General features: G+C 59.7%; 17 protein-coding genes. 5 read left to right on the forward strand and 12 right to left on the reverse strand.

Annotated features, from left to right (window positions below):
* Positions 1-201 precede the first annotated feature (201 nt).
* Positions 202-468, forward strand: a complete 267-nt coding sequence (gene fliQ / locus ACQY1K_RS18880) for a flagellar biosynthesis protein FliQ (RefSeq protein ID WP_430260221.1) — start codon at positions 202-204, stop codon at positions 466-468.
* Between the two features lie 21 nt (positions 469-489).
* Here the strand turns inward: fliQ and ACQY1K_RS18885 are convergent, their stop codons facing one another.
* Both ACQY1K_RS18885 and ACQY1K_RS18890 read right to left on the reverse strand, forming a co-directional pair.
* Positions 490-861 carry a hypothetical protein gene (locus ACQY1K_RS18885; protein WP_062459825.1) on the reverse strand — a complete coding sequence of 124 codons (372 nt, stop codon included), beginning with the start codon at positions 859-861 and terminating at the stop codon, positions 490-492.
* A gap of 150 nt (positions 862-1,011) precedes the next feature.
* On the reverse strand, positions 1,012-1,884 hold the full coding sequence (locus ACQY1K_RS18890; protein ID WP_174197741.1) for an MBL fold metallo-hydrolase: 873 nt from the start codon (positions 1,882-1,884) through the stop codon (positions 1,012-1,014).
* A gap of 466 nt (positions 1,885-2,350) precedes the next feature.
* Here ACQY1K_RS18890 and ACQY1K_RS18895 point away from each other — a divergent pair, with 466 nt between their 5' ends.
* From ACQY1K_RS18895 to arsK, 4 genes are all read left to right on the forward strand, one after another.
* Entirely contained in the window at positions 2,351-2,884 is a 534-nt protein-coding gene (locus ACQY1K_RS18895; protein ID WP_430260223.1) for a lipocalin family protein, read from the forward strand.
* Between the two features lie 300 nt (positions 2,885-3,184).
* Positions 3,185-3,517 carry an ArsR/SmtB family transcription factor gene (locus tag ACQY1K_RS18900; protein WP_113165418.1) on the forward strand — a complete coding sequence of 111 codons (333 nt, stop codon included), beginning with the start codon at positions 3,185-3,187 and terminating at the stop codon, positions 3,515-3,517.
* A 46-nt stretch (positions 3,518-3,563) separates the two neighbouring features.
* On the forward strand, positions 3,564-4,271 hold the full coding sequence (gene arsH / locus ACQY1K_RS18905; protein ID WP_430260225.1) for an arsenical resistance protein ArsH: 708 nt from the start codon (positions 3,564-3,566) through the stop codon (positions 4,269-4,271).
* Positions 4,268-5,488, forward strand: a complete 1,221-nt coding sequence (gene arsK / locus ACQY1K_RS18910; RefSeq protein ID WP_430260227.1) for an arsenite efflux MFS transporter ArsK — start codon at positions 4,268-4,270, stop codon at positions 5,486-5,488. Before arsH ends, arsK begins: the two co-directional genes overlap by 4 nt.
* Positions 5,489-5,533: 45 nt before the next feature.
* On the opposite strand, the gene arsB is transcribed toward arsK, so the two are convergent.
* The 10 genes from arsB to ACQY1K_RS18960 form a co-directional block, all read right to left on the reverse strand.
* Positions 5,534-6,604, reverse strand: coding sequence for an ACR3 family arsenite efflux transporter (gene arsB / locus ACQY1K_RS18915; RefSeq protein WP_430260229.1), 1,071 nt, complete (start codon positions 6,602-6,604; stop codon positions 5,534-5,536).
* Positions 6,605-6,687: 83 nt separating this feature from the next.
* Positions 6,688-7,122 (reverse strand): arsenate reductase (glutaredoxin), encoded by a 435-nt coding sequence (arsC, locus tag ACQY1K_RS18920; protein ID WP_062459839.1) that lies wholly within the window; start codon positions 7,120-7,122, stop codon positions 6,688-6,690.
* Positions 7,119-7,646, reverse strand: a complete 528-nt coding sequence (locus ACQY1K_RS18925; protein ID WP_192087360.1) for an arsenate reductase ArsC — start codon at positions 7,644-7,646, stop codon at positions 7,119-7,121. Before ACQY1K_RS18925 ends, arsC begins: the two co-directional genes overlap by 4 nt.
* On the reverse strand, positions 7,643-7,996 hold the full coding sequence (locus ACQY1K_RS18930; RefSeq protein WP_430260231.1) for an ArsR/SmtB family transcription factor: 354 nt from the start codon (positions 7,994-7,996) through the stop codon (positions 7,643-7,645). The genes ACQY1K_RS18925 and ACQY1K_RS18930 overlap by 4 nt, the downstream gene beginning before the upstream one ends.
* A 97-nt stretch (positions 7,997-8,093) precedes the next feature.
* Entirely contained in the window at positions 8,094-10,595 is a 2,502-nt protein-coding gene (locus ACQY1K_RS18935; RefSeq protein WP_430260233.1) for an ATP-binding cassette domain-containing protein, read from the reverse strand.
* 72 nt (positions 10,596-10,667) lie between these two features.
* Entirely contained in the window at positions 10,668-11,735 is a 1,068-nt protein-coding gene (locus ACQY1K_RS18940; RefSeq protein ID WP_430260235.1) for a substrate-binding domain-containing protein, read from the reverse strand.
* Between the two features lie 23 nt (positions 11,736-11,758).
* Positions 11,759-12,754 carry an ABC transporter permease gene (locus tag ACQY1K_RS18945; protein ID WP_199864870.1) on the reverse strand — a complete coding sequence of 332 codons (996 nt, stop codon included), beginning with the start codon at positions 12,752-12,754 and terminating at the stop codon, positions 11,759-11,761.
* Complete coding sequence (locus ACQY1K_RS18950) at positions 12,751-12,987, reverse strand: hypothetical protein (protein WP_430260237.1); 237 nt, start codon at positions 12,985-12,987, stop codon at positions 12,751-12,753. Before ACQY1K_RS18950 ends, ACQY1K_RS18945 begins: the two co-directional genes overlap by 4 nt.
* Positions 12,988-13,263: 276 nt before the next feature.
* Positions 13,264-14,325, reverse strand: coding sequence for a ketopantoate reductase family protein (locus tag ACQY1K_RS18955; RefSeq protein WP_430260239.1), 1,062 nt, complete (start codon positions 14,323-14,325; stop codon positions 13,264-13,266).
* A 72-nt stretch (positions 14,326-14,397) separates the two neighbouring features.
* The gene (locus tag ACQY1K_RS18960; protein ID WP_192087365.1) at positions 14,398-14,697 is read right to left on the reverse strand and encodes a Dabb family protein; all 300 of its coding nucleotides are present in this window, start codon (positions 14,695-14,697) and stop codon (positions 14,398-14,400) included.
* Positions 14,698-14,741: the final 44 nt, after the last annotated feature.

Consider the following 14,741-nt stretch of genomic DNA (forward strand, 5'->3'; position numbering starts at 1 on the left):
TACAAGCAAGATATAAGCTTCGGTGGCTAAGCATCTCCGCATTCCGTCTCTGCTTCAATACGCAAATTGTACGTTATTTTATCGCAGTCCAGACGTTTTACGCATCTTAACAATACTTAACTCTGATAACCGCCGAATCTGTATTAAGGCAGATACGAAACGCGGTCTCGCCGCCCACTATACATTCAATGCTGGTGTAAAATGACAGAAGCAGACGCGTTGGAGATCCTGCGGATCTCTGTCTGGGCAATGCTCCTTGCGTCAGCGCCTGCGGTTTTCACCGCGATGGCAGTCGGCCTGGTTATCAGCCTTGTCCAGGCTCTCACGCAGGTCCAGGAAAGCACGCTGAGCTTTGCGCCAAAGATTGTTGCTGTCTTTGTAGCGCTGGCAGTGGCCGCCCCGTTCATAGGCGGCCAACTCAATCTTCTCGTTGTCGAGGTTTTCTCTCACGTACAGTCGGGTTTCTAGGCCGGCTGCGATCTTAAGAGGTCAGGCGTCTGCAGTCTCTCGCACTTCGTCGAGCAGGAAGAACACGACCACATAGCGGGTCGCATAGGATCGGCCGCCCTCGGCATCGCCTGCGTCCGAACCTCCGTCCGCCGGGTGCCATTGCTGGTAGTGCGGATTGTTGGCGATCAGCGTGATCGCTTTGCCAGTACGGCTACCGCCAAGACGATAGCGTGTTTCCGCCAACGGCCAGACACGTTCGTAATCCTGTTGCGTGAGACGGACCTTAAGAGCATGGCGCGTTACCGTTTCGCCCTGCGAAACATCTCCCTTGCGGGCCACTGGAACCTCCAGCGAAACCTCCTCAGCCCCATCCAGTATGAAGTCAAATTCCTCAGGCCACGTCCGCTTCATGTAATCGCTCCTCCAAGCTATACCGAGGGTTGCCGACGACTGTATCGTCGTCTGCCGAGACAATATGCAAACATTATCCCCTTCTGAAAAGCATCAAACCGCCTACGGCCGCACTATTTCGTGAGGTTGCGCTTGGCGCCGACAAATGTCTTACCAGGCCGCCACAGGGAAAGCGTCGATCGGGATCTTCAGGTACCTCACACCGTTCGCCTCCTTTGGCGGCAGCTCTCCTGCCATCAGATTGACCTGCAGGGCATGCAGCATCAGTTTTGGAAACGGCAACGTTTTGTCACGGCTGATGCGGGACTGGATAAACTCGTCACGCCCTGACCGGAGGTGGATGTTCTGCGCCTTCTGTTGCGCGACGGTGCTCTCCCAGAGCGCTTCCCGCCCGCCATGACGATAATCGTGGCCGGTGAACAGCCGGGTGTCGTCGGGCAAGTTCAGGATTGCCTCGATCGACGACCACAGATCTTCAGCGCTGCCTCCGGGAAAATCGGCGCGGGCCGAACCGCTGTCGGGCATGAACAGCGTGTCGTGGATGAAGGTCGCATCACCGACCAGATACGTGATCGATGCCAGTGTGTGGCCGGGCGAATGCATGACGCGGCCCTCGATCTCACCGATCATGAACCGGTCGCCATCCGAAAACAGCCGGTCCCACTGGGATCCGTCGGTTGGCATCGCCGGCGCATTGTAGATGTCCTTCCATAGCGCCTGGACCTTGACCACGTCGGCGCCGATCGCGGTCGGCGCGCCGGTCTTCGACTTGAGGTATGCTGCTGCGGTGAGATGGTCTGCATGGGGATGCGTGTCGAGGATCCACGCGACGTCCAGTCCCTGCATCTGGATATGTGAAAGGAGCGCATCGGCGTGACGCGTGGCCGTGCTTCCGGATTTCTCGTCGTAGTCGAGAACCGGATCGATGATGGCGCATTTCTTCGTGGCCTTGCAGCTTACGACATACTGGATGCTGCCGCTACGCGCGTCGTAAAAACCAGCGACTTCGGGTTGGGCACTCATGGTGTAAAATCCGGCTTGTCAAACGCCTGCACTGGCGCGGCTTTATGATGGTCTGGCCACAGGATGTCCACGAGGCAGGTCTGATCGCAGCAACGCTGTGACAGCGGGCAAGACGAGGACATCAAGCGTCACGGCGGCCCCTCCTAAGTCAACCTCTCACGAACGTCAACTCGGAGCCCTTTGCCGCAATCTTGCTTACCAAGCGATAGGGCCAACCCGATAAGCCGCGCCATTGGATCGAGACCAGCCGAGCAGTTGTTCGCGCGTGGCAACGCGCTTGATTTTGCCCGTCGCAGCCATAGATCCACATCGTTGGCCGGCAAACAAACTGGTTGTGCCTGTGGCGCATGTCTCGGCGACCCTGGATGCGGCTGATGTGTGGTTCCGTTTGGCAACTGCGAGTACTTCCGCGGGGAGTACGGTTGCCTCGAGACCACGCGGGATCGGCAACCGACAGGATGAGCATATGCACAATCTTATCAGACATCTCAGCTTGCACTTAATCACATGCCTTTTCGCGATCGGCGTCGTATCGCAGGCCCTCGCTGCTCCCGATGTCGTCAAAGTCGGGCCGGATCACTACCAGGGGACATGGCTGGAAATCGGGAGGACCCCGATGTTCCTGACCGACGGCTGTGTTGCCGGTTATTCCACCTACCGCAAGGGCAAAACGCCTGACACGGTCATGGTCGAAGACGGTTGTCGTGTCGATACTCCAACCGGGCGCCTTAAAACAATCAATGGGACCGGGAAGATTCAGGATTACGGAACGACGAACGCAACGATGCGCGTCCGCTATCCACTGCTCATCACCTTCACCTACCGCGTGCTCTACAAATCGCCGGATAAATCCTGGTTCATCAGCGCCAACCCGTCGATGTCGGACCTGTGGATCTATTCGCGAACCGTACCATCGAAATCCAAGCTCAACCGCATGGTGCTCAAGGCGAGCGAACTCGGCTACGACGTAAAGAAGCTGGAATTTCCGCCAGCCCGCTAGGCTGATTGGAAAGCGTCCGAACGGTTTGGCGTCCACGCGACAGGACAGCCGTTCGGAACGCGAGCTTCTTTGCGGCTTCGAGCCTTGGTTTTATAAAGCTCGGCCCCTACCCTGCGACCAGCGTGAGAGACCGAATGGAGTTATGGGATCGAGCGCGCGGGCTTCGTCACGGAGATTGTTTTCGACCAATATTTCAATAATCCTTGAAGTCTTGAATAATTGTTGTTCTATAGCCTTTACAGGGCTTTGAAGGCCGGGCAAGCGCCCGCGCCTGGTCACTATTGGACAAGGAATGAACTGGTGAACGAGCGACAGGTCCTTGATGCGTTTGGCGCATTGTCACAGCAGACCCGACTGCAGGTCATTCGCAAGCTCGTCGTCGCCGGCCCCGGCGGACTGGCGGCGGGTATGATTGCCGAAGCTGTGAACGTGTCGCCTTCCAACATTTCCTTTCATCTCAAAGAACTGGAACATGCGGGCCTGATCAGCGCTCAGCGGGAGTCACGCTCCATCGTCTACAGCGCGAATTTCGAGACCCTCAACGGCCTCGCACATTTCCTGATGGAGAACTGTTGTTCGGGCCAATCCGACGCCGGTTGCGGGCCTACAGAACTCGCCGGGTCTGGGTCATAGGAGCCCCAAATGCGAACGTTTCAATCTCATCCGATGGAGTATCCAAATGGCTGATCTGCCAGCCGCCTCGCTTGATCTCATTCCCCAGGCCGACCTTGAGGCACTTCGACCACCCTATTCGCAGCACAAGCCGCGGATCCTGATCCTCTATGGATCGCTGCGGAAGATTTCGTTCAGCCGTCTTTTGGCGGAAGAGGCAGCACGGCTCCTCGAGCACCTTGGATGCGAGGTGAAGATCTTCAATCCCGAAGGTCTGCCCCTTCCAGATGGCGCACCGGATACGGATCCGAAGGTTCAGGAATTGCGCGCGCTTTCTCTCTGGTCGGAAGGCCATGTCTGGGTCAGCCCCGAGCGGCACGGTGCGATGACCGGCATTATCAAAGCGCAGATCGACTGGATCCCCCTCACGACCGGTTCGGTGCGACCGACGCAGGGCAAGACGCTCGCCGTCATGCAGGTCTCCGGTGGCTCGCAATCCTTCAACGCCGTCAATCAGTTGCGCATTCTCGGTCGCTGGATGCGGATGATCACCATTCCGAACCAGTCGTCGGTTGCCAAGGCATGGCAGGAGTTCGACACGGATGGCCGCATGAAACCCTCGGCCTACTATGATCGCGTCGTCGATGTCTGCGAGGAACTGGTCAAATTCACACTGCTGACCCGCGATGCGTCCGACTACCTGACAGACCGCTATAGCGAGAGGAAGGAAGAGGCCGCAAAGCTCGAACAGCGCGTGGATCTGAAGTCGATATGAGCGAGCGGCCGCCGATCGGCACTATCCTTGCCCTGGGCCTCACCCAGATCATCGGCTATGGAACTCTCTATTACAGCTTCAGCATTCTTGCACCCGATATGGCGCGAGACCTGAACTGGTCGACGGAGTGGATATTTGCCGCACTTTCGGCGGCACTTCTTCTGGGCGGCTTGACCGCTCCCTGGCTCGGCCGGGCCATTGATCATTTTGGCGCAGGACGGGCGATGACGGCCGGATCCGCGATTGCCGCGGCAGCGCTGGTCGCTTGTGCCTATGCGCCGGGCAAGAGCGGCTTCGTCGCCGCTTTGATCGTGATCGAGATCGCCGCCAATCTCGTACAATATGGCGCGGCCTTTGCGCTGCTGGTGCAGGCAAGCCCCCGCACCGCCCAGCGCAGCATCACCTATCTGACCCTCATCGCCGGCTTCGCCTCGACGATCTTCTGGCCCATCACAACGGCTCTGCACGCCCATCTGTCCTGGCAGAATGTCTACCTGGTGTTTGCCGGGCTCAATCTGCTCGTCTGCCTGCCTCTGCACGCCTGGCTGTCCTACGGCCTTGCCCAGGGGAAGTCGCAGAAACAGAACGGCACGGCGCAAGTCGTCGAAGGGTGCCTCAGCCCGGACGTCCGGCAGTTCGGGTTCAAGCTGATGGTGGTGGGGTTCTCTTTGCAATCTCTCGTCAGTGCGGCGATCCTGGTGCATATGGTGCCGCTGCTGTCGGGTCTTGGCCTTGGGGCCACTGCCGCCATTGTCGGCACGCTGTTTGGTCCGTCACAAGTGCTGAGCCGGTTTGCCAATATGGTGCTCGGCGGCAATCTGCCGCCGCTGGCTTTGGCAACGATTGCCGCCACGTTGATCCCCGGGGGTGTATTGATCCTCACCCTTACCGCTCCGTCGGTGGCAGGCGCCATGGCGTTTGCCGTTGTCTTCGGTTTGGGTAACGGTCTTTTCAGCATCGTCACCGGCACCCTGCCGCTGATGCTGTTTGGCAGCGCTGGCTACGGCAGGCTGCAGGGCAAGGTCATGGCCGCACGATTGATCCTGTCCGCGACCGCACCGTTTGCGCTGTCGTTTGCCATGGCCCATTTCGGCACGCTGTGGTCACTGACCATCACAACAGCGCTCGGGGCCTGTGCGATTGTCGCCTTCGTCGGGATTGCGCGACTGGAGCGCCGTCAAAAGTCTGGCGATCATCTCGCGAGCCGTCCGGCCTGAACCAGTACGCCGGGTCCGTGCGTCCTTCGGTGCCCGCTAGGAGCGCTACACGGCCGGGCTTCCTGCCGATTTGGCAAAATATCTGCGGCCCATCCACAGTGCCATCTGTACCAAAAGGATCAGCACAGGCACCTCGACGAGCGGGCCGATGACGGCCGCAAATGCGACCGGGGACGCCAGGCCGAACGCGGCAATGGTAACCGCGATGGCCAGCTCGAAGTTGTTGCCGGCCGCAGTAAAGGCAACCGCTGTCGTGCGCGGATAATCTGTCCCCACCGACCTCGCCATCCAAAAACTGACAAGAAACATGATGAGAAAGTAGATCGTCAGCGGAATGGCGATCATCACCACATCGCCCGGCAGGCGGACCACGTCTCCGCCCTTCAGGCTGAACATGGCGACGATCGTGAACAGAAGGGCGGCCAGCGTCATCGGGCTGATCTTCGGCAGGAAAACGTTTTCGTACCAGTCCCTGCCCTTGCTCAGGGTCAGCAAGTGGCGCGACAGATATCCCGCAAGGAACGGAATACCGAGATAGATCAACACCGCTTCCGCAATCGTCCAGAACGAGACGTCAATCACACTGCCTTCAAGACCAAACAGCGGAGGCAGGACGGACAGGAAAAACCACGCATAGACGCTGAAAAACAGGATCTGGAAAATCGAATTGAAGGCAACGAGACCCGCGACATACTGGTTGTCGCCCCGGGCAAGCTGGTTCCAGACGAGAACCATTGCAATGCAGCGGGCAAGACCGATCAGGATAAGGCCGGTCATGTATTCCGGATAGTCCCGCAGGAAGATCACCGCCAGCGCGAACATCAGCACCGGACCGATAATCCAGTTCTGCAGGAGAGAAATCGCCAGAACCCGCTTGTCGGCAAACACCTGAGGAAGTTCCTCAAAGCGCACTTTCGCCAAAGGCGGATACATCATCAGGATGAGGCCGATGGCAATCGGAATATTGGTGGTGCCGACGGACAGGCTGTCGAGCGCTGCGGGCAGGCCGGTAAAGACAGTTCCGAGCAGCACACCCAGTGCCATGGCGGCAAAAATCCAGACGGTCAGATAGCGGTCGAGGAACGACAGACGCAGTGTTGGTTCTTCGGGACGCATTTGCGGCCTCCTTGGCAGATAGACATCGTCCGCAGCCTTGCCATGAAGACTGGGCCGCACGGGTTCGGCTTGAATGGCGTGCGTCAGACGACGCGACGGCCGGTCTGGTCGACGACGACTTCGCCGTCTTCCTTCGCAAACGCAGCCTGCTGGCCAGCTGGGAGAATATCCAACACCGCTTCCGATGGTCGGCACAGCCTGACACCGGCAGGCGTGACGACGATCGGGCGGTTGATCAGGATGGGATGGTCCATCATGGCATCGACCAGTTGCTCATCGGACAAGGAAGGGTCGCCCAAACCGAGTTCGGAAAATGGCGTTCCCTTTTCGCGAAGAAGATCGCGCGCGGAAATTCCCATCCGGTCGATCAACTGCTTAAGCAGCGCGCGCGCTGGCGGGGTTTTGAGATACTCGACCACATGGGGTTCGATGCCGGCGTTGCGGATCATCGCAAGCGTGTTGCGCGAGGTCCCGCAGTCCGGGTTGTGGTAGATGACGATATCGATGGGGTAAGTCATGCGACGTCAGGCCTTTTGTTTGTCGATCCTTCAAGCTGACCGATTTCCTGAAGCTTGGCGGTCAAGCTTATCCTTTCGAGGCTTTCCAAAGGCAGCGCGGCGAAAGCCGCGATACGCAGCTTCATGTAGCGAAGCGCTGTGGTGAAGGCGATGCGCTTTTCCGCGTCGGTCCCCTCCACTGCAGCAGGATCCTCGATACCCCAATGGGCGGTCATTGGTTTTCCCGGCCAGACCGGGCAGGATTCGCCAGCAGCGTTGTCGCAGACCGTAAAGATAAAATCTAATTGCGGAGCCTCGGCACCCGCAAACTCGTCCCAACTTTTTGACCGAAGTCCCTCCGTGGGAAACTTGTGGCCAACAAGCACATCGAGCGCCATTGGGTTGACGTTGCCTTTAGGCTGGCTTCCCGCCGAGTAGGCATTGAATTTCCCAGCGCCAATTTTTCGCAAAACACTTTCCGCGAGGATCGATCTCGCAGAGTTGCCGGTGCACAAAAACAGGACGTTGAATGTCTTGTCGGTCATGAGAGCGCCTTTTCCGGAGGGCAGCACGGGGTGAGTTCCGCAATCAGCGGCGCGCAGAGCTCTGCGTTTCCGCCACAGCAGTCCTTGAGAAGGAAGAGCACCAATTCCCGTAACGTCTCCATCTCCACACGGTAGGTAACGACGCGGCTTTGGCGCTGCGAAGAAACAAGACCCGCGCGTGACAAGATGTTGAGATGCGCAGACATCGTGTTTTGTGGCACCGCGCGCGCGCGCGCTATGTCACCTGCGGGCAGTCCATCCGGTTCATGCCTGACAAGCAGGCGAAAAGCTTCGAGCCGGGTTGGCTGAGCAAGCGCAGCAAGGGCGAGAATAGCGACTTCTGATTCCATATATCCAGAATACTGGATTTATGGAATCAGTCAAGATGCGTGTTCCGGGTCGTCTTCTTACGATCGACGGCAGGTACTCGTGTTCAGAACCAGGAAGTCAGTGCGATTTCCGCCGGCCAGCGCTTGCGTAGATCAGCGCTGCCACCACAACCAGCAATCCCTGGAAGAGATACTGGTAGGTCTGGGTCAGCCCCAGGAATGTCACCGCGTTCAGCACTTCGGTCAGAAGCACGGCTCCGAGAAGGGTTCCGATGAAGGTTCCCCGCCCGCCCGAAAGGCTCGTTCCGCCCAGAACGACTGCGGTGATGCTGGCCAGCGTGTAGTTCACGCCCTGGCGCGGGTCACCGACACCGATCTGCGTCATCAGCATGATGGCACCGACAGCGGTCAGCAGCGAACAGGCGATATAGCCGCCGATGAAGGTGAGTTCGACAGGAATGCCGGCCCGGCGCGCAGATTGTTCATCGGATCCGACCGCCCGCAGACGCCATCCGGCCCGGGTCCGGCGCAGCAAGAATTCGGCGCCGACCGCTGCAACAACCAGTACCAGAAAGGCGACCGGGAAAGGACCCAATTGCCAGTTGACCCAGTCGGTGACCGTCGCGCTGATATAGCCATCCGGATTGTCACGCAGCAGGAAGCTGCAGCCCTGGATCGCGATATACATGGCGAGCGTCGCGGCAATCGGGGTGAAATTCGCAAATCGGATCAGCACACCGTTGATAGCCCCGGTCACAAAGGCGCCGGCAAACATCAGGAGGAAGCCGACCGCCATCATCGCAGTGGAATTGTCGTCGGTAATGAAGAATGACGCGACCACGACCAGAAATCCGGCGAGAGGACCGACCGAAAGATCGATCCCGCCCATCAGCAGCGCCACTGTCTGGCCCATCGCAATAAAGCCGAGTGCGGTCGCCAAAAGCAGGATGTTGTAGATGTTGTAGACAGAGAAGAAGTTCTCGTTCTGGCCATAGACATAGAGCCCAAGGAGCACGGTCACGATGGCGAGCGGGACTGCTGGAGCATTGTCCGACCGCAGCAGGTCGCGCCACCGGCTGCCGGCACTTGGCTGCGCCACGGTCGAACTGCTGTCGCCATGCGTCTGCGCCCCGACGGCCGCAGCGACGATGCGTTCTTCGGTAACGTCGTCACCTTCAAGGATCTCGACCACATGCCCGCGCGACAGCACGACGACCTTGTCGCACAGCCCTTCGAGCTCCACGGCATCGGAGGAGTTCACCACAACCGGCGTCCCTGCCTCCGAGACTTCGCGCAGAATTCGGTAGATTTCAAACCGGGCTCCGACATCCACACCTTGCGTCGGTTCGTCGGCAATGATCAGCCCCGGCTCGGACAAAAGTGCGCGGGCCATGACCACTTTTTGCTGGTTGCCGCCCGACAGCGCAAAAATCGGCGCTTCGATCCCCGGCGTCTTGACCGCCAGCTCACTGAAGATCGCACCGACCTGCGCCAGTTCCTTCTTGCGGCTCATCACGCCACCGACCGCGAACTTCTCAAGCGCGGAATAAGTTGCGTTTTCCCGAACGGTCAAACTGCCGGCGACACCTTCGACGTGGCGATCCGACGGCATGAAGGCCGCCTCATGGAGGAGTTCCGGTTGGGCGAGTGCGCGCCCGCGTAAGACGATCTGCCCCTCGGCAGGCCTCAGCCCTGCAAGAACCCGCATCAGTTCCGGCTGACCGTTGCCGGCGACACCGGCGATCCCAACGATCTGCCCGCGCGGCACGTCGAAGCTGATGTTCTTCAGGTCCCTGTTGGTGATGCCCACCACGGACAGACCGGTCTCCGTATCGGCCGATGACGCTTTCGGCGGGAATGCCGATTCCAGAGTACGCCCGACGATCAGCCCGACCAGATCGGAATCGCTGATCTCGCCGATGACGGCGGAGCCGCGCACGCGACCATCCCGAAGCACGGTGACCCGATCGGCAATCTGGCGAAGTTCGGCCAGGCGGTGGGTGATGTAGATGACCGATGTGCCAGCGGCCGCCACCTCGCGGATGCGGGCAAACAGCATGTCGGTCGAATCCTGGTCGAGCGAGGCGGTGGGTTCGTCCAGGATCAGCACCTTCGGCTCGAGCGCCAGCGCCTTGGCGATCTCAAGCAAATGCTTCTGCGCAACCGTCAGACCGTCGGCGCGCATGCCAAGAGGGAGATGCAGGCCGACCTTGGCAAGCACGCGCCGGCCCACATCGTCGGGCTTTGCGCCCGCAAACACCGAGGCTGGCAAGGCCACGCGCAGGTTTTCCAGGATCGACAGATCGTCCAGAATGGCAGGATGCTGGAAGCAGATGCCAATCCCGTGGGACTTGGCGATTTCCGGGGTCATTTGCTGTACGGCGCGGCCTTCGAAGTGAATCTCTCCCTCGGTCGGCTGCAGCGTTCCGGAAATGATGTTCATCAGGGTCGATTTGCCGGCGCCGTTCTCGCCGAGAAGGGCATGCACTTCGCCGGCCCGGAATTCCACACTGACATCGGTCAGTGCCGCGACAACCGAGAAATATTTCGAGATGCCCGAAAGGCGGATCACCACATCCCGAGCGTCCAGCGCCACGTCTTGACTGTTTCGTGCCAACATTATTTGCAATCCGTCCTGGTGACAGAGCCCCGGAAGGTAAACCCTCCGGGGTCAGCGATGCGTGAGTTTCAGTTACTGGCCGACGGCCTTTGCCTGGTCTTCCGGCTTCAGCGCCGAGGACATGTAGATGGCGCCCGGCAGATCCTTGCGGCACTGAACGGCATTGGGCTTGCCCGATACGGAATCCTCGTAGGCAGGCGCCTCGAAGATCTGCTCCTTCGGCTTTTCGCCGCCGGTTGCAAGCGCGACGGCCCACTGCACGGCCAACCGGACATTGTCGTTACCGGTGGCGACGGTGAACAGCTTGAAGTCCGGGTTGCTGGCGTAATTGTCCTGCCAGAAGCAGCCGAGCGAGTTGCCGTCCGACGTGGCAAGCGCCGGGATGGACTTGCCCTGCTTGGTGAAGGCCGGCAGAGCACCGACCAGCGACGGGCCGAAATCGGACACGATGACGTCGATCTTGGCGTTCTTGGCGATTTCGGCGGTCAGCACCTTTTGCGTCAGCGCCGGATCCCAGTTGGTGACGGCAAAGGGCGCCTGATTGACGAAGACATACTCAGGCCCGAGCACGCTCTTCAGGCCTTTCAGCTCATCCAGGCCCTGGCTGTTGCCGGCAGGTCCGCTGAGGAACAGGACATTGCCACCCTTGGGAAGCACACCCTTGATCCACTTGCCCCAAGTGACGCCGTCGTTTTCGAAGGACGAGCCGATGAACTTCGAATAATTCATGCCTTCCTTGCCGCCGACCGCGACGCGGTAGGGCACAATGATCTTTCCGGCCTTGAAGACGCTGGTGATGGCCGGCAGCATGGCCGGGCCGGCGTCGCCAAAGACGACCAGTGCATCGACGCCCTTGGCGGCCATACCCTTGATGTCGGAGATTGCCTTCTGGGTGTCGCCCTGGCCGTCGGCATACTCATACTTGGTGATAGTGGGGCACAGTTCCACGGTCTGCTTGCCGGATGCCGTCGTCACCTGACGCCAGCTGTTGCCGCCGTAGCCGTCGAGAAGGGCAAGCGTCGCCTTCTTGGGCCCGCACCAGGACGGTGTCTCCGCCTTGGCCAGACCCGCACCTCCCAGTGCGATGACCGCAGTCGCAACCGAGACTGCCAGGCCCTTCTTCAAATTTGCATAGTTCATGTCTGCTCCTCCACTTGTTATTGTTAGGTTGTTTTTCTGACTTTCCCGCTCCACCGGAGCGAGTAGACGCCGATGCCGAAACCGAGGGCCAAGGCCTGGATGATGGTTTGCGCTGAATAGGGCACACCGACCGACAGCGCGAACTGGCTCAGCTGGTTGAGGAAGAAGGCCGCCAGCACCGTCGAGATGGGAAATCCGCGCCCGCCGAGCAGCGACGTGCCTCCCAGCACGACGACGGCAACCGACGGCAGCAGCAAGCTATCGCCTTGGAAGGCCGTGGGTTCGCGGGTGATGCCGGCAATCAGGACGCCGGCCAGGCAATAGAACAGCTGGGCATAGACATACGCCATCATCTGATAGGAGCGCACGCGCAGGCCTGCGGCCTCTCCGGCAGCAGGGCTTGCGCCGATCGCCTCGAACCGGCGGCCGCCCACGGTCTTTTTCAGCATGAAGGAGACCAGCGCGGTGGCGCCGAAGGCGAAGTAGACGGCATTGGCCAGGCCGAAGGTTTCGCCGCCGGCAATATTGGCGAGCAGGCCCGTCGTAACAGACGGCACCCCGCCCGACATGGCAAAGACGGTCGCATAAAGCAGTGCGTTGGTGCCAATCGTCGCAATGATCGAGTTCAGGCGGAAGATGCTGACGAGCGCGCCATTGAGAAAGCCGATCGTCAGATTGAAGGCCAGCGCCAAGAGCACCGCCTGATACAGCAATCCGTCATTCTGCTGCGGGTAATGGGTCGAGACCACGACGGCGAGAGAGACGGCACCGGGAAGCGAGAGGTCAAAGCCGCCCTGCTGGACCACCAGCAACTGGCCAAGGCCGACGATGGCAATGATCGCCGCGAACGGAAGACTGCCTGACAGGGCACCCCAAGATACGCTTGAGGGCGCAAAGACTAGGCAGGCGATCAGAAGGACCATGGTTGAGAAGACCACGGTCACGAAACTCCGCGTCAGCTTCATCCGGCCTGGGGCATAGCTGTCCGCCCGTGTGGGGATTGTTGAGACTGCACTCACCGGTCGGCTCCTTTTGATGATCGCACCTCACCCGAGGCGATGGCCGGGCGGCGCAAGCCGATCTCTTCGGCGGCGTTGGACGCCGGCTTGAAGTCTGCAAAGAGACACGTCGGTTTGTCAGCAAAATCAGGCATCGCGTCCTCCTCCCAGAGCCGGTTATGGTTCATACCTGGAGGAAGCAATCTGCTGGACAGATCCTTGGCATCGTCGGCCTCAGCCTCAAGCTTCGGCAAGCCTGTAGCTGGCTCCGAACCGCTGCGCGGTCAGAACTTCACAAGGCACGATGATTTGCGGATTGCCCAAATTCTTGCTCCTCCAAGAATTTGTCACTCTGACCGGTCAGCATCTCTTGCTAGAACAAGTACGCAATCCGGCGCTTCAAATACGTCAGGAAATTCTCTCCTCCGAACTCCTTCCGATCAACTGTATGTATTTTGAAGACTACGAAAACCATGAAAATATCCGCTTTGGATAAGTGTATTCGAGACGGGAAACATATCAGTGCACCTTCAGCCCGCCGGGATGCTGGCCGCATAGGTTTCGATCAGCAAAGCGGCGTTTTCTGGTTTCGCCTCAAGCGTGTTCGCCTCGATCTCATAGGCGAGGTCTACGACCCGCTGATTGATCGGGGCCGTCCGACCATGCGCTTTCAGCGTGTCGATGACCCAGCCGTTGACCTCCTGGATCTCGGCCCGCCGGCCCTTCCGCCAGTCCTGCAGCGAGGTCGTGAGCGTATCGGCTTGCGAGAAGACGGTGAGCACCTCCTCGAAGATCTGGTCGACGTAGCGCTCCGGATGATTTGTGGTGACCGGTGGCATGCCGATGATCGGGACGATCTTTGCGCCATCGGCAATCGCCGCCTGCATGGCCTCATAGCCGGCCGCCCGCATCACCTCTAGCATTCCCGTGCTGCGGGCTGCATCGCCGAGCGGCAGGTTGACGATGGCAGACGGAATAAGTTCGGCGGCGTTGACGACGAGCTTCATCCATTTGGCGGAGCGGATATCATCCGTCACCTCGACGGTCCCTGTGCAGCGCAGAAGTTCGGCGACCGATTCCACCCTCTCCTGGGTCTGCGGATCGAGGGCGCCGAGCGCAAACCAGGATGTGTCGTGATCGTTCTGCCGGTTGGTGACGCCGGGTACGAACATGTTGGAAGCGATCTCTATGACGGCGCCGATAGTCCGCTCCCGCCCGACGATGGCCGCGATGTCCTCGTGCGTCATGCCGTTCTGGAGGCCGATGACCAGGCCGTCCGTGGCCAGCACCGGCTCGATCAGTTGGGTCGCCCATTTCGTGTCGTAGGCTTTGACGACCAGGAAGACGAGATCGAACGGCTCCTTGATCTCCGCGACTTCGCAGAGATGCAAGGCCTTGACCCTGGCGTTGATCGTCCGGGTCGGTAGATTGACGGTGATGCCATTTTCCCGGATCGCGTTTACATGGTCGGGCCATTGCTCGATGAAGGTCACGTCATGACCGGCGAGCACGAAGTCCGCTCCGATCGATGCACCCTGTGCGCCGGTTCCGAGAAAAGCAATTTTCGGCGTCTTGCTGAAATGGGAGGTCATGCGATGGTCTCCTAGAAGGGCATGAAGGCGGGGCCGCGCCGCGCTTATCGCGCGGTCAGGCGACACGTGTGGTCAGCAGATATAATCGACCTGATGGCGGGCGATCCGGATGCCCTCGAGCTCGGCTCGCACCTTCGCGTGCGCCGGATGGTCCGCGTAAAGCTTGAGAGCGGCTTCGTCGTCGAACTCGGAGTAGAGAACTACGTCGCAGGCATAGGAAATGCGGCTGATGTCCAACCCCACCTCAATTGTAATCAAACCAGGGATCTGTCCTTTGAGGCCTTCGAATTTGGTCTTGATCAGACGCGCAGAGGCGAGTTTTTCCTCGGGCGTCTCGCCGCGCACGTTCCACATGACGATGTGCCTGATCATGGCTTGTCTTTTCGCTCGGATGAGCCGTCGTCCACGACGTGGGC

The organism is Neorhizobium sp. IRS_2294, from assembly GCF_050500145.1.
GTDB lineage: Bacteria > Pseudomonadota > Alphaproteobacteria > Rhizobiales > Rhizobiaceae > Neorhizobium > Neorhizobium soli.